Source organism: Spirosoma areae, from assembly GCF_054781775.1.
The window spans coordinates 77,497-97,223 of sequence record NZ_BAAGTT010000026.1 but is presented as its reverse complement, the minus strand read 5'-3'; the positions used below and the strand labels follow the sequence as shown (position 1 = coordinate 97,223).

Below are 19,727 nucleotides of genomic sequence, written 5' to 3'. Positions count from 1 at the left end.
TATTGGCCTGCCTGATGGATAAATAAACGTCAATTCAGGCAGCTGTTCTACAGCTACTCAGAAAGGAATATTGCTTATTGATCCGCTAAGTAAATTTAATCTCCCTTAAAATCAATAGTTTAGCAAACGTCTTAAGAAAATAGTCAACATCGAATCGAGACTTGGCTGTAACTATATTGGGGTGAAAGAAGAATGTATTCGCGCATAAAAATCAGCCGAATCAAGTAGGGCTGGAATAGTTTAACCGTGTAGAATTTAATTAGCTGATACAACTAATCTCTGCTTTTAAATGGATAAGCTAAAACCTGGCGACTTACTGATCGGTGTAATCGGTTTTCTCGGAATTCTGATTCCAGGAGCTGTTTTCTATTGGATGAATCTCAGTCTGTTCCAAAAATTTTCCAACGTATATGGTTCTCCTGTTGCTTATGACAATTTGGTTGCTCATTTCATTATCTCCTACATTCTTGGTCACTTCCTGCTTGGCTGTAGTGTACCCTTAAACAGGTTTGCGCTCACCAAAAAGTTTTTGTCAATGGAAATGAAGGCCTATTTCAACACTATTTGTAATGATATTACGCTGCCACCCAAAATTTGCCGAAGCTATACAAACGTCTTTTATTCAGTTTATTCTTATATCCGCATCCATTGTCCGAATATCCTGGCTGAACTTGACCTACAGGCGGCAGAATACAAATTATTTAGAAATCTTACGCTGGTTTTCCTGCTTGATGCCTTACCACTCTCGATAGTTAGGTTCTTTTTAGTGGACGAATTCTCATGGTCTAGAGTTATCTTTTCGCTATGCGTTGCTGGTTTATCGGCCTGGCGTTTCCAGTGGCTATATGACTGGACTTTCCACCTGGCTTATGATTTCTATTTTCAACTTCAAAAGCCTGTTTCCAAAAATAGCACCAGGCCGGATGATGAACCCAAACCGTTCCCTACTAATTAGTGCATCCGGTCGCCCCGAACGTCCAGATTGGTCATAATATCGGCTTCGACAACCAGAAACTCCTTCCACCGCTCCCAGACGCGCGCGGCAGGCAGGTAGGTTTCGGCGAGGTCAATGAAGCTGCGGTAATGACCTGCCTCCGAGACCATTAACTCTCGGTAAAATTTCTGTAACCCCTCGTCGGTGATGCGTTCGGAGAGGAGTTTGAAGCGTTCGCAGCTTCGGGCTTCAATCAGGGCGTTGATGAGCAGGTTGTCCATCAGTTGCTCGTTCCGGTCGCCGATGGACCGGCGCAGTCGGCTCCGTAACTGGTTCACGTACTCGTCTTTGCGTTGGCGGCCCAGTGGAATGTTGCGTTTGCGAAGTTCCGTCAACACCCGCTGAAAATGCCCCCATTCTTCGGCTACAATGGGCGTGAGCACTTCCACTAATTTTTCTTTGTCGGAGTATTGCACAATGAGCGAAATACACGACGAGGCCGCTTTCTGTTCGCAATACGCATGGTCGATCAGAATAGCACCGATGTTCATTTCGGCAATGTTGACCCAGCGTGGGTCGGTGGGGAGTTCGAGACCGAGGGTAGTCAACGGCATAAGTCGTCAGTCAATAGTGGTCAGTCAAACAAAGTTAATGCATAGCGGTACATTGCAGACGCATAACATCATACACAGGTTTTGTGTTGTTGATACGTAGCTGCTCTCTCATGAACCTGGTTGAACGTGCCCTTTTTCTGATACTTCTGGTTGGCCTCCTGTCAACCTGCAATCAGCAGCCAGCCGATAAGAAATCTACGGTCATCGACATCAATCCGGCGAAACTTCCTGAACTCCAGCCCGGTGAGGCTGTGGCTACGGTTGGGGGCGGTTGCTTCTGGGCCATTCAGGAGGAAATGAACTTACTGAAGGGCGTTCGGGCGGCCGTTTCGGGTTATGCCGGGGGCCACCTCGACTACCCAACCTATGAGCAGGTCGGCACCGACCAGACGGGTCATGCCGAAACCGTACAGATTTATTATAACCCGGCGGTTCTTTCGTATGATGCGCTGCTGGATGCTTTCTTTGCTGGTCATGACGCTACGCAGTTGAACCGGCAAGGCCCCGATGTTGGCAGGCATTATCGCTCGGTGGCATTTTACCGAACGCCCGGCGAAAAAGCCCGCATCGAAGCCGCCATCAAACGCGATCAGGCTAAACACGAAGTGCCGGTTGTTACGCAGATCGTGCCGTTCAGGGCATTCTTTCCGGCGGAGACTTATCATCAGGACTACTATCGTACCAACCTCTATAATATGTACATTCACCTTGTTTCAAAACCCAAAGTGGAAAAATTTAAGGAGCGGATGGCGGGCAGGTTGACGGAGGACGAATAATTGTTTCAAGTTTCAGCCGGGCCGCTGAAGCGGTTCCAGGTTGGCTGAACCTGAACCATTTATCCTGGAACCATTCCGGAGGTCCGGCTGAAACAATCAAACATTCGGCCCTGCTACGCGCACTCCGTCAAGTCCCGCAACCGTTCGGCTTAAACGAATTTTGCGCTTCTGGACCGAACCTCGTAACATTGCTCCGTCTTTTCTCTAACTGACTGACAACTATGCCAGAACCCGATAAATCGCTTGGTCGCAAAATCCTGGGTTTCTTCGTGAAAGAAGAAGATGCCTCAGCAACCGTCTCGACCGGAACGTCCCCAACGGCGTCTGCTTCTGCCCCCCGCCCGGCAGCAAATTCGGCTGGCCCAGCCACCCCGAACCCAGTTTCGGCAGCGCAGCCGGTGGCGTCGGCGGGTACCGTGGACTCCAAGTTTGCCGAACATTTGGCCAATGTGCTGGCGCAGAGCAATCCGCCCGGCCCTGATTATTTCGAGTTTCGCGAAACCCTGCGAAGCCTGAGTAACCTCGGCCTGCCCGAAGACAAGCAGTACCAGGCGGCCTGGGCGAGTTTTAAAGCGTTGGGTGGCGTTACGGATGCAACGGTACTCTCGAATACGGCAAATGGGTATATTGCGGCTTTGAACAAAGATCGCGACGCCTTTAGCAAAAGTGTCGAAGCGGCCCTGACTGAACGGGTAGGCGGTTTGCAGAACGAACAGAAACGTCTGCAAACCGAAAATCAAGCGTTGGCCAACCAACTGATTGAGATTCAAAAGAAGATCGACGCCAACTCGAATCGACTGACGGCCATCACGGGCGAAGTGTCGGAGCAAACGACGAAAATCACGCAGAATCGTCAGAGTTATGAGTCAACCTTCACCCATTTTACTGACCAGATTAAAGGCGATATTGCCAAAATGACCCAATACCTGAAATGAGTTTCAGGGTTCAGGGTCAAGGTTAACCTTAATCTGAACCCTGAAACGTTAAACCTGAAACGTTAAACTAAACAAATGGCAACACCTGATTTTTCTCAACTTGGCGGTGGAGAACCCGAAAAGCGTTCGTTCTGGAGCCGCCCCGAAGGTATTCTGGGCATGATTGTGCTGGCCGGTGTGGCTGGGCTGGGCTTAGTGTATTTCAACCGGATTCTCGAATTTCTGATTCGGGCCACCTCGAATATTCTCGAACTGGGCCTGCTGCTGGGTGCGCTGGGCGTGCTGATTTTCCTGTTTACGAGTAAAGACGTTCGCACGGCGGTGTTTTTCCTGTTCAAAACGTTTATGCGAAGCATTACCGGCACGGTGATTCAACTGAATCCGATTGCCATCCTGAAAATCTACGTCGATGACCTGAAGAAAAAACGGCAGGAGATGCAGGGACAGATCAACACGCTGGCCGGACAGTTGGTAAAACTAAACAAGAAAATTGGTGAGAATAATGATGCCATCAAGCAGAAATTCGCCGAAGCCAACAAAGCCAATTCAATGAGCGATAAGCCCGGTATGCGCGAGTCGGCGCAGTTGGCTACTATTGAAGGCGCGGGTTTGCAGGAAATGAACGAAAAGCTGCTGCCCCTCCAGCGGAATATGAAGCAGGTACTTGCTTTCATGGAAAAGGTGAACCAGAGCGCCGATTACATTATCAAAGAAACCGAAATTAAGGTTCGGCTTAAAGAAACTGAATACCAGATTGTTAAGGAAAGCTCAAACGCCCTTAAAACGGCGGTAAGCATTTTCAAAGGCGACCCCGACAAGAAGTTCTATTTCGACCAGTCGATGGAGTATATTCAGGACGATATGAGCATGAAACTCGGCGAAATGAAACGCGCCATGGACCTCTCGATGGACTTTATCAACGGCGTCGATATTCAGAACGGGATTTTGTCCGACAAAGGTCAAACTCTGCTCGAAGCCTACAACAAAGGGGAATTTAAGATGGTACAACTCGATGCCCCCGCGCAACCCGTCAACCTCGGCCCGAACCCGCAAAAGGACGCGGGGTATAAGAATCTGCTCGATTAATTGCGAATGAGTGAATGAGCGAATTAGCGAATAGCTGACGCCACTAACATTCACTCATTCGCTCATTCACTCAATCGCTAATTAACAAAACTATGCAACGTTTAACCATAGCCGGTCGGCTACTCATCACGGCCTTAGTGCTGGCCGCTATTTTCTTAGGGTTCCGCTATTTTGGCGGCAGCGATGCCCTGCGTAAACTCCAGCCCAAAGACAAAGAATATTCGGAGTCGGGAACGATGCCCCGCGCCGATGATAAAACGGCAGAAGCAGCCGTGGAAGAGTCAAGTGCTTCGTCGGCCGGTTCGTCGGATGACGCGGCCAGCAGTCCGTCGCGGTCGGCCTTCAGCTACACAGCCCCTGAACCGCAAAATGGTCAGCTTAAAGGCGTGGTCGAACTGGGTGCCAGCGGGTTCAACTCGTTCATCGTTCGCATCGACGATCAGAAACGCTGGAAACTCGAAAAAGCGGAGTTTGGCAACAGCTTGGTGATGGAAAACATGGCGACCGACGAAGATGTGCGGACAGGCCTGAAAAGTTATATTGGCAAGATGCTCGATTTTGGCGTTGGAGGGCGCAACATCCACTTTGTGGTTAGCTCAGGAGCCGTGAAGGCCGAAGGAACGCAGAAGATTACCCGCGCCTTAAAGTCATTGAACTACGTGGTCAACACGGTAACGCCGGAGCAGGAAGGAGCACTGGCCCTGCGGTCGGTGTTGCCCGCCGAATACGCCGACAACTCCTTCGTTACCGATATTGGTTCGGGCAACACCAAGATTTCGTGGAAAGAAGGCGGCTCCACGAAGGCACTGGAAACCTACGGCGCGAAGTATTTTCAGAACGGCACCAGCAACGAAACTGTTACCACCGAGGTGCAGGCTAAAGCGAAGCAGATACCAGCCAGCCACCGCAAAAGTTGCTTCATCATTGGCGGTGTGCCCTTTGAATTAGCCAAGGAGGTTCGAAAAGATAAAGAACGCTACACCGTTCTGAATGCGCCGTCGGCCTATAAAGTCGAAAACGCGAAATCGAAAGCAGGCCTGACTATCTATAAAGCCATTGCCGATGGTACCGGCTGTAACCAGTTTGTGTTCGACTGGGACGCCAATTTCACAATTGGGTATTTGTTGACGCTTAAATAGCAGGGTGCAGGGGGCGCGGAGGCACGGAGACCAGATGCCCTGCTCCGCGCTCTCCGCAGTTCGCTCCTACCCTATGACGCTCCGTGACGTATTTGAGGCTGTTTCGGGTCAGCCCGCTTTGTTATTTTTGCTCCTGTCGGCGGTGCCAACGGGAGCTTTTTTGATAAATCTGTGGTCGGGCGAAACGGCAGAGGAAATCTGGAAATGGCGGTATGCATATGCCGGACTGGTTTATTTAGCCTGTATTCCGGGCATTTTCGCCGTCACGCTGACTATTTATCTGTTTCTCTTTGAGCGGCAAAGTATCTGGGATATAAACCTCGTTGTGCAGGTGTGGCCCATCCTGACCATGGTGGGGACGTTGCTGCTTATCCGGCGCAAAATACCATTCAGTTACATTCCGGGCTTTGGCAAACTGTCGGGGTTTCTGACGCTTATTGCGGCTTTAATGGGCATTCTGTGGTTCGTTGACCGACTGCGAATTTACGCCGTAACCTACGTTCCCTTCTCCTATATCGTGATAGGATTTGTCGGCCTGCTGCTGCTTATCCGCTTCGCCTGGAGCCGGATTTTTTAATGAAATAAGATAGGAACGGGGATGGAACGGATTAAGTGGGTCTGTACGGGTAAAAAAAGAATGGAAAAAATCCGTACCAACCCACTTAATCCGTTCCATCCCCGTTCCTATCGTTTCTGTCTGATTCTTGTGATCGGCTCCATTCTGCTATCCGACTGCCAGTCGCCTGTATATGAACCGCTTCCAGCAGACTACGAATACGTTCCGCTCGAAACGGGTCGGTACGTTATTTACGATGTGCAGGAGCAACAATTCCACCCGAATAGCCCACCTGATCAACACAATTATCAAGTCAAAGAAGTCATTGGCAAAACCTATGTCGATGTGACGGGACAGATGGCGTACCGGTTGTTCCGTTACCGGCGCCCTACCGATAACCAACCCTGGCAGGCCGATTCGGCCTGGTCGGTCCGTATCCTCAATCAGGAAGCCATTCGCACTGAAAACAGCAGCGATTTTGTTACCTTAGTCGTTCCGGTCAGTGAAGCGTTAACCTGGAACGGCAACCGCTACAACGCATTGGAACCAGAGGCCTATACGATACGCAACGTTGGCCTGCCTTATCGCGTACAGGATAAACAGTTCGCTACTACCCTGACCGTTACGGGACAAACCGATTCGACACTTGTTTCAGAGAATAAACGTTTATCCGTATATGCCCGTCAGGTTGGGCTGATCTATAAAGAAGTAACGCATGTGCAGTATTGTACAAGTTCACCGGCCTGCGTGGGCCGTTACCAGATTGAGTATGGCAGCCGGCAAATCTACCGCATCCGAAGTTATGGCACGGAATAAACGGCTGTGGCTGTGGCTCATTCTGCTGCTTATTCAGGGCAATAGCTTCGGTCAAACTACCCGCAAATATTTGGTTTTACTCCGCGATAAAGCCAATACGCCCTACAGCGTCAGCCGCCCCGACCAGTTCCTGTCGCAACGGTCGATTTTGCGCCGACAGAAGCAGAATATCGCTGTTCTGGAGCGCGACCTGCCCGTTAATCCGGCCTACGTGACGCAACTCCGGCAAACGGGGGCCAACATCTGGTTTTCGTCGCGCTGGTTGAATGCAGTGCTGCTTGAAGCGACCGATGCAACGATAGCAACCGTGCAGGCACTGCCTTTCGTGAAGGGGCTGGAGTTTGGGCGTTCGCTGGCTAATGCGCGTCTAAGCGCCCACTATTCAGCCACGTCGGCCAACAAGTTTGATGCAATTGGCCAACTCGACAATGAACCCCTGAACTATGGAACATCGCAAACCCAGATTACCCAATTGGGGGCCGACAAAATGCACCAGCAGGGTTACCGTGGCGAGGGAATATTAATTGGTGTGCTGGACGCGGGCTTTCTGAATGCCGACAAAGTTGGTTTTCTGAAACCCCTCTTCGACGAAAAGCGTGTGCTGGCAACCTACGACTTTGTCAGGAAGGAAACGAGCGTTTATGAAGACGACTCACACGGGCTGTCGTGCCTGTCGGCCATTGCCGCTACGGCTGGTAATCAGCTTTATGGAACGGCATTCAAGGCATCCTTCATTCTGCTCCGCACCGAAGATGCCGTCGGCGAAAAGAAGGTCGAAGAAGCGAACTGGCTTTTCGGCGCTGAATATGCCGATAGCGCAGGGGTAGATGTTATCAGTTCGTCGCTGGGTTATACGCAGTTCGACGATGCCGCCACGAGCTACACCTACCAGAACCTGGATGGCAAAACGGCCCTCTCGACCCGTGCGGCTCAGATTGCCACCGAAACGGGCATGGTCGTCGTGGTAGCGGCTGGTAATGAAGGCAACAATAGCTGGCGGTATCTTTCGGCCCCGTCCGATGCGGCCTCCGTGCTGGCTATTGGCGCCGTTACGCAGACAGGTCAGCGGGCTTCGTTCAGTTCGTTCGGCCCCGCTGCCGACAAGCGTGTGAAGCCCGATTTGGCAGCCCGTGGCCAGGGAACCATTGTAGGCAGTCCCGGCGGGCAGATCGTATCGGGCAATGGCACTTCATTTGCAACACCGCTGGTAGCGGGTTTAGCCGCCGGTTACTGGCAGGCCCACCCCCTGCTGACAGCGGCTCAGGTAACCGAAGCCCTGCGCCGGTCGGGCAGTCAGTATGGTAGCCCCGACGATCAGTTGGGGTATGGCATTCCGAATTTCGAGCGGGCGTCGATTATTGCCGACTCATTCGGGCAACTGCTGGTGTACCCGAATCCATTCAGCGATGCCGCCTTGCTGGGGGTGCAGTGGGGTGAAATCCAGGCCAATGTCCCGATGGATATTTCGCTCACCAACGCAGCCGGGCGCATCATCTGGCAGAATCAATACACCTCGTCTGGGCTGGCCGCTTTTGTTTTGCCAAACCTAAATCTTTCGGCGGGCGTTTATTTTGTCACGCTCGTTGCGGGCGATAAAAAACGAACGCTGAAAGTAGTGAAACAGTAAGTGGTTTATGGTTCAAGGTTTCAGGTTTCAGGTTGGCTGACGCGAAAGCAATCTGTTCGCGTCAGCCAATCCGAAACCTGAAACCTGAAACTTGAAACCTTATCAACTACCATGATTCGGGTTATTCAGGGTGATATTACCAAACAAGCTGTCGATGCAATTGTTAACGCGGCCAACAGCAGCCTGCTGGGTGGCGGGGGCGTCGATGGCGCTATTCATCGGGCGGCTGGACCAGACCTCATAGTCGAGTGTCGTATGTTACACGGCTGCAAAACCGGCGATGCCAAACTGACAAAAGGGTATCGATTGCCTGCCCTGTATGTTATTCATACCGTTGGCCCGGTTTGGCGGGGAGGTTCTCAGGACGAGCCCAATCTGCTGGCGAGTTGTTACCGCCGTTCGCTGGAAATTGCTGCAGAAAACAAACTGACGAGCCTTGCCTTTCCGAACATCAGCACGGGCATTTACGGCTACCCAAAAGACAAAGCGGCTAGTGTCGCCCTCGCTGCGGTCAGGCAGTTTCTTAACGAGTCAACTTCCATCGAAGAAGTACTTTTCGTCTGCTTCAATACTGAGAATTACCAGATTTATGCAGAGGTAGTTTAGCTTAATAAGCCACTAAAAAAGCTCCTGCATTCTTAGTTTTAGCTAATTTTTCGCACCATCCGGATAATTGATTCTGAATGTACAGCATCAGGCAACCTTTTTATTGAAAACCACCGAATATCCCTAACTTCATCAGAACTGCCAACCGGTTCTAAAGGGTCTGCTTCGAGCAGAAATCGGATGTCATAGTGAAGGTGTTCGGGCACGTCGTTCCGGGCCGGAATCCGGTGAATGTCCACGTCGAAAATAGTCGATGAAATCAGTCTTAACGACAGTAGTACCGTTTCTTCCTGCGCTTCGCGGAGGGCAACGGCGGCTACGTCCGGGTCGCCGTCGGCATGGCCGCCCGGTTGCAGCCAACGGTCGAGTTTGCGGTGATGAATCAACAACGTTTGCTGTCGGTCGGGGCTAACGATCCAGGCGGAGCCGGTAATATGGCCCGGCCGGTACGCCGGGGCGGTGGAGGTGCCCGGCATGGAGGTGCCAATGCGTAGCGACCGTTCAAAACAAGTAGGGTGTTGTTCCACAAACGTGATGATATTCAGGGTCATAGCCGCTTCGGTTGGGTCGGCTGGCGTATGATCACATAAAAGCTGGAGCAGCGGTTGGCGATACATAGTTGGCTTTGTGCATAAAAAGACGCAATTTGTACCGATTTTTCAATACTCTATAGACTACCATGCGTAAAATATCACTAACGGCGGCTACCATTTGCTTAGTTGCTCAATTAGCTGCGGCACAGATCAAGTTGCCATCGCCCAGCCCCGCTGCCACCGTCATGCAGACGATTGGCACAACCGATTTAACAGTAACCTATTCGCGGCCAAGCCTGAAAGGCCGTGAGCCTTTTTCGGGCAGCTTTGTTCCCGCTGGCAAAGTATGGCGGACGGGGGCCAATTCGCCCACGATGTTTACCACCTCCACCGACCTGATGGTGAACGGTAAAACGCTGCCCGCCGGTAGCTATGCGATGTTATCCATTCCGAACGAGGGGGATTTCATGGTGATTTTCAGCAAAAACAAGACCAGTACCGAAGCAACCTACAAACAGGAAGAAGATGCCCTGCGCGTGAGCCTCACTCCCGCTGAGAACAGCGAAAAAGTCGAAACGTTTACCATTGGCTTCAGTGACCTGACCGACAGCACGGCTAAAATGAACTTCAGATGGGGCAACGGGAAGGCCGATGCCGACCTGAAAGTCGATGTCAATGCGAACGCGGCCGCGAACGTTGACAAAGCTGTAGCAGAGAAGCCCGAAGATGCCGCCGTCCTGCAGGCCGCAGCCAGCTACAACGTCTCGAAAGGCCGCAATCTTGAGCAGTCACTAAGTTGGATTGACAAGTCAATTGCGATGCAGGAAAATTTCCGTAATCTGTATGTAAAGTCACAGATTCTGGGCAAGATGGGTAAGTTTGCCGAAGCCGTACCACTGGCGCAGAAAGCCCTCTCCGTGGGTCAATCGTCGAACGATCAAGTATTTCCATTCTTCAAGGATGCCATCGAAAAAAGCATTACGGAGTACACCGCCAAAATGCCTGCCATGCCTGCTATGAAAGCTGGCAAGGGGAAAAAGAAAGCGTAGGCAGGTGAGTTGTTTGTGCCACCAAAAGCCAAGTTCAATTTTGGGAGCAGACAGACTTTTTCAATTTAACAATAGCTTCTTTCCTGAACTATTAACCTGCAAACGGAGACTCCAGTAGTCTCCGTTTGCAGGTTAATAGTTTTCTCAGGCAGGTTCGATAGCTATGAATATGTTAAGAAAAATAACCAAAAAGGCGGCTATACTATTAGACCCAACGCTTCCTTAGTTTCGTCTATCTAATAAAAGGATTCGCTTATATTCTAAAAGACCCTGCCGGTTAATTTACCCTTGTAAATGCTATTTACCGAGCGAATAATATACCCCACGGAATACTAAATGGCAAGATTATCAACCAAACTATGAAGAACATAGCCATACCCCTGGGATAAGGTTGGTTGTTCATTTGTGAGGGCAGAGCTACAAATAATACCCAAGTCAACTTGTAGATAAATTGAAACAATAAAACCAAGATCATCTGCTGGGGGAAAAACAACCCAAATACAGATAATACAAAGATAGCACCCCATAATGCGCCCACCAGCCGAATAGCTTCTGAATAGGCTATACTGTTACCGAAAACAGTGGTCTGTGCTATACGGGGTATGAACAGACTGGTAACGCTGATCCAGCCTGTTATCAAGATGTTGGCTGCATAAATTACGTTTATTAACACCAGATTATACATAGTCCATTTATTTAATGCTCCGCAATAGCTTTAATTTTCTCCATCACGCCCGGCAATATTTTTCGGTAGTTGCGACCCAAAGCGCGGCCAAAAATTCCTTTCGTCACCCCTGCAAACCAAACCTCATGGGTAAAGGTTGTTTCTCCACTTTGAGTAGTTAAATAGCGTTTAACATACAAAGCGCCAAGTGGTAGCTTAGTTTTGAAGGTATAGGTCTGATTGGGTATAACCTCAACCAGAACGAATTTAGATTTAGGACCTCTGTCAGGAATTAGCGTACCCGTGGTGAGAGCAGTAAAGGAACCATTAAGTTCAGCCGTTTTCAGTCCCTCGTCCCAATCTTTCCATGCTGGCACGTCTGTCCAAATGCGCCAGATGATCTCTGGAGCGGCAGAGGTTTTAACGGTGTAGCTAAAGTGCGTGTTTGATTGTTGAGCTACTGTTTGTGCAGACAACAACACCGCTAGTCCAAGCAGAGAGATTTGCATGATTTTGAGATTTCCTGCAAATTTCAATTGCCAACAGGTATCATTACTGCACCTATGTTAACTTTGATACAGTCAGCGGATATTTTTTCGGATTCTACTCAAGGATTGTGGGGCAATGCCAAGATATGAGGCAATATACTTGAGCGACACCCGCTGTATTAGTGAGGCTTGATTAACCAACATGGTTTGGTAACGGGTCTCGGCGGTTTGGGTCTGCAGGGCTTCTAAAATCTCTTCTGTATAATTCTGCACTTCCTGCAGTAGCTTCCGGATAAATGTGTTCCAGGAGTTAATTTCCAGCAACCGGTATGCGTCATCATAGGTCATACGCCACAAGATGCAGTCCTCCAAGGTGTTGATACTTTCCTGAGCGAATTGCTGGGCGGTGAAACTTTTCTGTGAAGTAAAGACATAAGGCGCATCCGTGAAGTATTTAGTAATCTCGTTGCCACTTCTCAGAACAAAGAAACGTAACAAGCCACTTTCCAAGAAATACAGATGTCGGCAAACTTGCCCTTCCGTTAAGATGAGTGTATCTTTAGGTACAACCTGCTTCTTTAAACATGGCTCGATCTGAGCCCAGTCTAAGTCGTTACACGGAACATAATTGGCAATAAATTGTCGGAGTGGATGCATTGAACAATTTCAACTTTAGCGTTAACTGATGTCTCCTCTCGTTGCATAATCTCCTGTTATGTCAATCGAAACAATGTTCGTTGCAACACCCAGGCAATGCCCACCACCAGCAGGCAGCCGATCATGTTCAACCACAAAAACGCCGTCAGATTCAGATACCAGCTCAGGACAACCAATACTTCGGAAACAATGGCGCCCCAGAATGTGGCCCGGCCACCGATGGATTTGACGTAAAACGCCACCACAAAAACGCCCAGAATGACTCCGTAAAACAGTGACCCCAGAATGTTGACGGCCTCAATCATGCTCCCCAACTGGTTAGCAAACTGGGCCACAACAATGCAGAATATTCCCCACCCGACCGTTGCCCACCGCGACACCTGCAGGTAATGGGTATCGCTGGAGTCAGCCTTTATCAACCGTTTATACACATCGACAACAGTGGTGGAGGCCAGCGAACTATAGGCCGAGGCAATGGACCCCATCGAGGCACTGAAAATGACCGCAATCAGCAGTCCAATCAGGCCGTGCGGCAGGTAGTCGAGCACAAACCGCAGAAAAACGTAGTTCACATCATTGGTGTCGGCGGCTGGATTGTTTTTTTCGATAAGTTTGGTAACGTCGGTTTTTACGGCTTTCAGGGCTTCGTCGGTTTGGCGCAGAAGGGTGCCCGCAGCATCCTGTCCGGCTTCATCATCGGTTTGCAGCGCCACCTGCATATCGGCCACAGCCCGCTGCCGCTGGGCATTCAGATTCTGGTGTTTGATTTCGGCAACCTGATAGGCTCCGGCATACTGGCTGGTTTTTAAGCGGTCGGTTTCCTGCTTGTTGAAAAAGGTGGGTGAGGGATTGTACTGGTAAAAGACAAAGACCAGCACGCCCACTAACAGAATCAGAAACTGCATCGGCACTTTCAGTAGTCCGTTCATCAGCAACCCCAGCCGACTCTGCCCCACAGACTGCCCCGTTAGATACCGCCCGACCTGCGACTGGTCGGTGCCGAAATAGGACAGTTGCAGAAAAAACCCGCCAATCAGCCCCGACCAGATATTATACCGGCTGTCGGGGTCGAACTTAAGGTCGATCAGGTTCATGCGTCCGGCCTTGCCCGCTACGTGCAGCGCATCGACGAAACCAACGCCTTCGGGCAGCATCTTAACGGTCAGGTAGCCCGCCAGGGCCATCGCAAACGTGACAACAGCCATTTGTTGCAGGTGCGTGTACGAGATGGCTTTGGTGCCGCCCGTGACGGTGTAAATCAGGACAATACCGCCCATGAGCAGGTTGGTCCAGTAAATATTCCAGCCCAGAATCGTGGACAGGATAATGGCCGGTGCATAGATTGACAAACCCGTCGACAGGCCGCGCTGAAGCAGAAAAAGCCCGGCAGTGAGGGTGCGGACACGAATGTCGAACCGGTTTTCGAGGAATTCGTAGGCCGTATATACTTTCAGCTTATGAAAAATTGGCACGAAGGTTACCGATAAAACGACCATCGCCAGCGGCAGCCCGAAGTAGAACTGCACAAACCGCATTCCGTCGGCAAAGCCTTGCCCCGGCGCTGACAAAAACGTGATGGCACTCGCCTGCGTCGCCATAACGGACAACCCAACGTGATACCAGGGCAGCGACTGCCCCGCCAGCAGGTAATCGTCCATGCTGCGGTTACCCCGACTCCGCACCACCCCATACACAATGATGCCCAGCAAAGTCAGCGTTAATACACTCCAGTCCAGTATGCTCATGATAGCCAGCGCATTAATGCGTAGAACAGGCCGATTTCGGCAACTAAACTACCCATCACGATGGCATAGAGTTGATTCCATGAACGGACAAAGGGTGGTAGATCGGAGGGGTTTTCGGGCATGAATGATGGTGGCTGGCTGACATCTACCGGCGAAATTAGCGGAAATTGGCGTATAGTATCCGATTATCACACGAACGGTTTATTTCCCAATACGGAGGTGATAGCTGCCAAAGGGAACGAACGTCAGGACGGTTCTGATGGTAGGGCCGATGAGTAAAGGCAAATAAGCCGCCAGATCGAATGCGTGCCGCCGGCGGTCGAAGCGGACACCGCCGGATAATAGCCCGGCAAACCCAACCGACCCCTGCCCAAACAGGATAATGTTCTCGCTGATGAAGGTTAGTTTAGGATTTAGTTTCCGCACCAGCCCAAAGGTGCCAACGACATTACTCGACAGTTCGCCGTTGGAAACGCTTGCCCCTAACCCAAAGGTTGTATTGTTGCTCCGGTCGCCGGTGGTGATCATACCCTGCACGTAGCCAATGCCCTCATGTGAACCGCCACCCCTGTTAAAAAGGAGTCCATCGGACTGAATAGCGGCATATTGCGCGTTGATACCCAGCCGAACGCGGTTACCCACCGGAAGTGATACTTTCGTATTCAGACTGAACAGGGCAGTTGGCAAAAATGAAAAGAACGTAGTACCCACACTCCAGTTATCGTTGATACCGTACTCAAACTGGCTGAAATACACACCATAATTGCGATAATAGAACCTGCCTTTTTCGGCGGAGAATGCGGTTGGAGAAACCCGCATCGTTTGCGGAAACAGGTTCGGAAAACCATCACCCTCGGCCTGAGCGCCCACCTGTTCCATTCGGACAATCTGCTCCGACGTCAACCGAACTTCACCTAAGTTACCGGTTCGGATAATAGCCTCCGAACTATCCTGCCGCACCAACTCGCCCCGAAGCTGCGTGCCATCTTTCAGCACGATCCGGTACAGGCGCTTTGTCGGCGTGGGTTGCCTGCCGGGTTGATAATAGTCATCCTGGGCTGCGGTCAGCAACGGCAGCAGGAGGAATAAAAGTAAGGAAATGTGTTTCATGGTGGATGGACGTTAGTTGCCGCCAATGAGCAAATTATACCCAATATAAGGGGAGAAATAAGCACGGGTGTCAGCCTGGCGGGGGGTGTAGTATACATAATAGGGCTGTACTAATGCCAGTGCACCCAAATCGAAGGCATGGCGCTGGCGGTCGAATCGCAGCGCAACGGACAATTCAGCACTGTTGCCACTCAATGATGGATTCAGGTAGAAGGTATTATCGCTCAGAAACGTCAGATTACGTGAAATTTTGTGCATCACCCCCGCCGAAATAAACGGCAGCCTATTCGTTGACGCGAAGTCCGGGTAAATTCGCAGGCCATAGCCCAGGGTGGCATTTCGCTGACTGTTGCCAAACGACATCAGTTGCTGCAACACAAGTTGCTGGGGAAGGGCAGAAAAATAGCCTTTTTGTTTAGGCTGATAACTAACATTAACCCCAATCCGAAACTGTTCGCCAATGGGGAAAGTCAGTTTACCGGAAAAGCGTACCGTTGCCCCAAATACCGTTTGCCGGGCATTATTGTCGGGCCGGATCGTTCCGAAAAATGGATTGACCTGTACACCCACACTCAGGTTACGTGCAAGCCCATACTGAAGTTCATTCACCAGCAAAAATATATTTCGGTAGTAAAATCGACCTTTTTCGGGGTTGTAGGCCGTTTGGCCCGTCAGAAGCCAGGGCGAAAACCGATTGGGAATCGTGTGGGCGGCTAAAGCGTCGGCCTGAGTCATGTCTGTCTGAGTCTGCACGGTATCGACCCTAACGAGTAGCTCCGGCTCAAAATACGTTAGTTGCCCGTTGCGTTTCCGAACGGTTATCATGGTACTGTCGCGCCGGATGTAGTTGCCCTCTACCCGCGAACCATCTTTCAGAACAAAAACGGTGCCGGGAGTTTCCGGTCCACCCTCAGCGGTGTTAACGGCTACATCGGGGCGAATCGGTGAGATGCTGACAATCTGATCCGTTTCAATAAACGACAAATCACCGCCCCGTTTTCTGACCGTAATCATCAAACTATCCTGCCCAAGAATACGCCCCTGCACTACGGACCCGTCGCGCATGAGCAGATACGATTGCCTGCGTTGGGCATCTTCGGGCGTGATTTTAATCGATTGCGCCCATAAAATAGCCGGGCTAAGCAGCAGGAAAAGAAGAACTGTTTTCATGGTTGAGGGTGTTAGAATGTACAGAAGTACTATTGATACCTACATCATGCCAACGGTAACAAACCGGCAATTATTTTTTGAGCATATAGCCCAGACCTCCGATTTCCCGTTAGGGTTGGAAATTGAACGGGCCGAAGGCATTTATCTTTTCGGGCGCGACGAGAATACGCGCTACATTGACCTGATTTCGGGCATTGGGGTGAGCAACGTTGGGCACCGGCACCCGCGCGTGCTCGACGCTATTCAGAATCAATTAGATAAATACCTGCACCTGATGGTGTATGGCGAATACGTGCAAACGCCCCAGACTGAGTTAGCCCATGCGCTGGTCAAAACCTTACCCGCTGGTTTAGATACCGTTTATTTTACCAACTCCGGCACCGAAGCGGTGGAGGGAGCGATGAAGTTAGCTAAACGCTACACGGGTCGTACCGAAATCGTCAGTTGTTTTAACGCCTACCACGGCTCCACGCAGGGCGCTCTGTCGCTATCCGGCGACGAGAATTTCAAGCGAAACTACCGCCCTCTCCTACCCGATATTCGGCACATCCGGCACGGAAATCAGGCTGATATTGACCAGATTAGCCATCGGACAGCCGCCGTGGTAATGGAGGTCATTGCGGGCGAAGCAGGCGTTCGCGTACCCGATGCGGGGTATTTGCAGGCCGTTCGTCAACGCTGCACCGACATGGGTGCGTTGCTGATTTTCGACGAAATCCAGACGGGTTTTGGCCGAACGGGCACGTTCTGGGCCTTCGAGGATTTTGGCACGATACCCGACGTGCTGCTGTGCGCCAAAGGCATGGGGGGCGGTATGCCCATCGGGGCGTTTATCAGTTCGGCGGAGGTGATGAGCGTGTTCCGACACAACCCAATTCTGGGCCATATCACGACCTTCGGCGGTCACCCGGTATCATGCGCGGCTTCGCTGGCGACGCTGCAGGTTATTCAGACCGAAAAATTACAGAAGCAGGCCGAAGCAAAAGGTCAGTTGTTCAGGCAGTTGCTACAACATCCGGCCATTCGGGAAGTGCGCGGTAAAGGATTGATGCTGGCCGTTGAATTTGCCTCGTTTGAGGTGCTGAAACCCATCATCGACCGGGCCATTGAAAAGGGTGTCATTACGGACTGGTTCCTGTTCTGCAACAACTCCATGCGGATTGCGCCACCCTTAATTATTACCGACGATCAGATTCGGGAAGCCTGTGCGGTGATTCTGGCCGCGATATAAGGTATGCCATATCTCTTAACTCTGCACCCCGCCCGGCTCACGGAAACAGCACCGACAGGATTCCAACCAGCAGGGGGCTGACAGCTATAAGTTAACTTGCTTTGGGTATGATGACTTACGAGCACCCCAGACAAGACTATGCCAGTCGAATCTACTTGAGTTGTACGTTCTTTGCAAAAGTAGTTACAGTTTAGGTAGCCACATACCCATCGTAGCCCCTGCAATCCCAATGCCCATAATGACGGTGGACAGGAAAATGAGAGCCGATATGAAGAGGCTGAACGCTTTATTCTGTTTTTGCTGAGCATACAAATACATCTCCAGCACAATCAGCGAAAGCGGAATTGCATAGGTGAATACAGAAAGAGCCGTGAGAAAAGGGCCCGTGAATGTTTTGGGATTAAAACCGACGGGGCCACCGTTGACCAGTAACCAGAACATTAGCCCCACTCTGAAAAACCAAACGCCATTGACCACCATGAACAGCCGCAGTGCCCAGGCCCTATGTTGGGCAAATTGACGGGCTTTGGCGTATCGAATGGCGAGCAAGGCAAACGAAATGATGTAAATAGCCTGGATACTGATGCTTATGTGCTGCGTGGCATCGCCTACGGTACCGCGTGTCCAGACCATGATCAGTCCAGCCGTACTAACAATAATAGCCGTGGTGACGTATGTTCTGCCGAGCCAGTGATGAAAACCAGGGAAGAGTCTGCGTACCTGTGGAATTAGTTGCAGGGGGCCACCAATAACCAGTATAGCTGCCAACAGTACGTGAATGCCCACAACGAGATTTCCTTTCCAGTCGCCTTCGACGTAGCCATGTGGCAAAACACTGTTCCATCGGTCAAAATCACCCGTAACAGTGGCTTTACCGTAGAACAAGAGGATATAGGCGCCAAATACCCATTGACCCACTGTTGCCACTACCAGCCATGCGGTTGCTGCAAACGTCAGGATTCTTGTTGCATAGGGAGTATTTACTTTCCCGGAAAGGAGGACATTTGCCGTTGTCGTCATGGTAGAAAGGGCGTTAAGTTCTGCTCAAACTTAAGACGGACCCTTTCTCCGCTGATTAGACAAATGTCCAATACGGATGAGCGGTTCTATTTCAGTGTGGACGTTATGGGGCAGGCTCTCTCCTGAGTCGGCTCAGGTGTCTTTGCGTGATACCCAGGTAAGATGCCACGTAACGCAACGGCACGTGCCTGATGATGGTTGGTTTCTCCCTGAGGAATTTTCGGTAACGATCTTCGGCCGTCAGATTGGTAAGGTCGTTGATCCGTCTTTTGTCTTCTTCAAGGTGTTTTTGCAGAATCTGAATCGTGTAATCTTTCTGCGTAAGACTGCGCTTAGCCCCTTCCTCTACGTCATCCCGGCTGATTCTAAGCAGTTCGCAATCCGTAATACAGTGCAGGTTTTCGTTGGAAACCGTGCGATTCATAAAATGGAAATAAGAGGTAAAAAACCGGGAACCATCGTTGAGGTCGGTCGTGATTTCAGTATTGTCTTTATCTAAGTGAAAGTTTCTCATGTACCCCGAAACAATAAAGTTATGGTATCGGGGGATTTGTCCGGCAGGTTCGATAATCGTGTCTTTTGGCACAAAAACCGGCTTGAATACGTGTCGAATTGATGTCTTGTCGGCTTCGGGTAAGATTAAAATCTCTGCGACATAACTGAACAATCTCATGTAGTAATGCTCCATGTAGACGGCTATTTACTAAGGACTACAACATTATGGCCTTTAAAATCTTCAGTTATTACTACGGAAACAACACCGACAGGGTGCCAACGAGCAGGGCTATTCCAAAAATAATGAATAAGCCAATAAGCACGGTTTTCAATAAACTGCCCGGTTTGTCAGGGGTTTGGTTTGGCATAAGAGGTAGGTTTATTGCCGACTATCAGCTACCCAAATTTAGTCCACAGTATATTATTTGACCCCGTTGGGACGGACCGTCCCAACGGGGTCAAATAACTTCGTTCTT

21 protein-coding genes are annotated in these 19,727 nt (G+C 50.6%); 11 read left to right on the top strand and 10 right to left on the bottom strand.

What is annotated here, in order from left to right; translation table 11 throughout:
- The first annotated feature begins 289 nt into the window (after window positions 1–289).
- On the top strand, window positions 290–955 hold the full coding sequence (locus ACYVI1_RS13305) for a hypothetical protein (RefSeq protein ID WP_460910867.1): 666 nt from the start codon (window positions 290–292) through the stop codon (window positions 953–955).
- Here the strand turns inward: ACYVI1_RS13305 and ACYVI1_RS13300 are convergent.
- Entirely contained in the window at window positions 952–1,548 is a 597-nt protein-coding gene (locus tag ACYVI1_RS13300; RefSeq protein ID WP_460910864.1) for a MiaE family protein, read from the bottom strand. The two genes, ACYVI1_RS13305 and ACYVI1_RS13300, sit on opposite strands and share 4 nt — an antisense overlap.
- A gap of 110 nt (window positions 1,549–1,658) precedes the next feature.
- On the opposite strand from ACYVI1_RS13300, the gene msrA reads away from it, so the two are divergent.
- From msrA to ACYVI1_RS13260, 8 genes are all read left to right on the top strand, one after another.
- Window positions 1,659–2,324 carry a peptide-methionine (S)-S-oxide reductase MsrA gene (gene msrA / locus ACYVI1_RS13295; RefSeq protein WP_460910861.1) on the top strand — a complete coding sequence of 222 codons (666 nt, stop codon included), beginning with the start codon at window positions 1,659–1,661 and terminating at the stop codon, window positions 2,322–2,324.
- 221 nt (window positions 2,325–2,545) lie between these two features.
- Window positions 2,546–3,259, top strand: a complete 714-nt coding sequence (locus tag ACYVI1_RS13290) for a hypothetical protein (RefSeq protein ID WP_460910858.1) — start codon at window positions 2,546–2,548, stop codon at window positions 3,257–3,259.
- 75 nt (window positions 3,260–3,334) lie between these two features.
- Window positions 3,335–4,345 (top strand): hypothetical protein, encoded by a 1,011-nt coding sequence (locus tag ACYVI1_RS13285; RefSeq protein WP_460910855.1) that lies wholly within the window; start codon window positions 3,335–3,337, stop codon window positions 4,343–4,345.
- Window positions 4,346–4,437: 92 nt separating this feature from the next.
- Entirely contained in the window at window positions 4,438–5,484 is a 1,047-nt protein-coding gene (locus ACYVI1_RS13280) for a hypothetical protein (protein ID WP_460910852.1), read from the top strand.
- Between the two features lie 73 nt (window positions 5,485–5,557).
- Window positions 5,558–6,061, top strand: coding sequence for a hypothetical protein (locus ACYVI1_RS13275; RefSeq protein ID WP_460910849.1), 504 nt, complete (start codon window positions 5,558–5,560; stop codon window positions 6,059–6,061).
- Window positions 6,062–6,121: 60 nt separating this feature from the next.
- Window positions 6,122–6,856 carry a hypothetical protein gene (locus ACYVI1_RS13270; protein ID WP_460910846.1) on the top strand — a complete coding sequence of 245 codons (735 nt, stop codon included), beginning with the start codon at window positions 6,122–6,124 and terminating at the stop codon, window positions 6,854–6,856.
- On the top strand, window positions 6,843–8,483 hold the full coding sequence (locus tag ACYVI1_RS13265; RefSeq protein ID WP_460910843.1) for a S8 family peptidase: 1,641 nt from the start codon (window positions 6,843–6,845) through the stop codon (window positions 8,481–8,483). The genes ACYVI1_RS13270 and ACYVI1_RS13265 overlap by 14 nt, the downstream gene beginning before the upstream one ends.
- Before the next feature lie 111 nt (window positions 8,484–8,594).
- Window positions 8,595–9,089: an O-acetyl-ADP-ribose deacetylase gene (locus ACYVI1_RS13260; protein WP_460910840.1), complete on the top strand. Its 495-nt coding sequence runs from the start codon at window positions 8,595–8,597 to the stop codon at window positions 9,087–9,089.
- Between the two features lie 38 nt (window positions 9,090–9,127).
- Here the strand turns inward: ACYVI1_RS13260 and ACYVI1_RS13255 are convergent, their stop codons facing one another.
- Window positions 9,128–9,706 carry an NUDIX hydrolase gene (locus ACYVI1_RS13255; protein WP_460910838.1) on the bottom strand — a complete coding sequence of 193 codons (579 nt, stop codon included), beginning with the start codon at window positions 9,704–9,706 and terminating at the stop codon, window positions 9,128–9,130.
- 62 nt (window positions 9,707–9,768) lie between these two features.
- Between ACYVI1_RS13255 and ACYVI1_RS13250 the strand changes: the two genes are divergently transcribed.
- Window positions 9,769–10,671 carry a DUF2911 domain-containing protein gene (locus ACYVI1_RS13250; RefSeq protein ID WP_460910836.1) on the top strand — a complete coding sequence of 301 codons (903 nt, stop codon included), beginning with the start codon at window positions 9,769–9,771 and terminating at the stop codon, window positions 10,669–10,671.
- Window positions 10,672–11,367: 696 nt separating this feature from the next.
- Here ACYVI1_RS13250 and ACYVI1_RS13245 read toward each other — a convergent pair.
- The 6 genes from ACYVI1_RS13245 to ACYVI1_RS13220 form a co-directional block, all read right to left on the bottom strand.
- Complete coding sequence (locus ACYVI1_RS13245; RefSeq protein ID WP_460910833.1) at window positions 11,368–11,844, bottom strand: SRPBCC family protein; 477 nt, start codon at window positions 11,842–11,844, stop codon at window positions 11,368–11,370.
- A 72-nt stretch (window positions 11,845–11,916) separates the two neighbouring features.
- Window positions 11,917–12,480, bottom strand: coding sequence for a Crp/Fnr family transcriptional regulator (locus ACYVI1_RS13240; RefSeq protein WP_460910830.1), 564 nt, complete (start codon window positions 12,478–12,480; stop codon window positions 11,917–11,919).
- A 56-nt stretch (window positions 12,481–12,536) separates the two neighbouring features.
- Window positions 12,537–14,225 carry a sodium:solute symporter family protein gene (locus tag ACYVI1_RS13235; protein WP_460910826.1) on the bottom strand — a complete coding sequence of 563 codons (1,689 nt, stop codon included), beginning with the start codon at window positions 14,223–14,225 and terminating at the stop codon, window positions 12,537–12,539.
- Window positions 14,222–14,347, bottom strand: coding sequence for a hypothetical protein (locus ACYVI1_RS13230; RefSeq protein WP_460910823.1), 126 nt, complete (start codon window positions 14,345–14,347; stop codon window positions 14,222–14,224). Before ACYVI1_RS13230 ends, ACYVI1_RS13235 begins: the two co-directional genes overlap by 4 nt.
- Before the next feature lie 79 nt (window positions 14,348–14,426).
- Complete coding sequence (locus ACYVI1_RS13225; RefSeq protein WP_460910819.1) at window positions 14,427–15,335, bottom strand: hypothetical protein; 909 nt, start codon at window positions 15,333–15,335, stop codon at window positions 14,427–14,429.
- A gap of 12 nt (window positions 15,336–15,347) precedes the next feature.
- On the bottom strand, window positions 15,348–16,505 hold the full coding sequence (locus tag ACYVI1_RS13220) for a hypothetical protein (RefSeq protein WP_460910816.1): 1,158 nt from the start codon (window positions 16,503–16,505) through the stop codon (window positions 15,348–15,350).
- Between the two features lie 46 nt (window positions 16,506–16,551).
- On the opposite strand from ACYVI1_RS13220, the gene ACYVI1_RS13215 reads away from it, so the two are divergent.
- Window positions 16,552–17,736 carry an aspartate aminotransferase family protein gene (locus ACYVI1_RS13215; RefSeq protein WP_460910813.1) on the top strand — a complete coding sequence of 395 codons (1,185 nt, stop codon included), beginning with the start codon at window positions 16,552–16,554 and terminating at the stop codon, window positions 17,734–17,736.
- Window positions 17,737–17,919: 183 nt separating this feature from the next.
- On the opposite strand, the gene ACYVI1_RS13210 is transcribed toward ACYVI1_RS13215, so the two are convergent.
- Both ACYVI1_RS13210 and ACYVI1_RS13205 read right to left on the bottom strand, forming a co-directional pair.
- A complete protein-coding gene (locus ACYVI1_RS13210; RefSeq protein WP_460910810.1) occupies window positions 17,920–18,756 on the bottom strand; it encodes a DUF2306 domain-containing protein in 837 nt (278 codons plus the stop codon).
- A gap of 103 nt (window positions 18,757–18,859) precedes the next feature.
- Complete coding sequence (locus ACYVI1_RS13205) at window positions 18,860–19,444, bottom strand: Crp/Fnr family transcriptional regulator (RefSeq protein ID WP_460910807.1); 585 nt, start codon at window positions 19,442–19,444, stop codon at window positions 18,860–18,862.
- Window positions 19,445–19,727 lie beyond the last annotated feature (283 nt).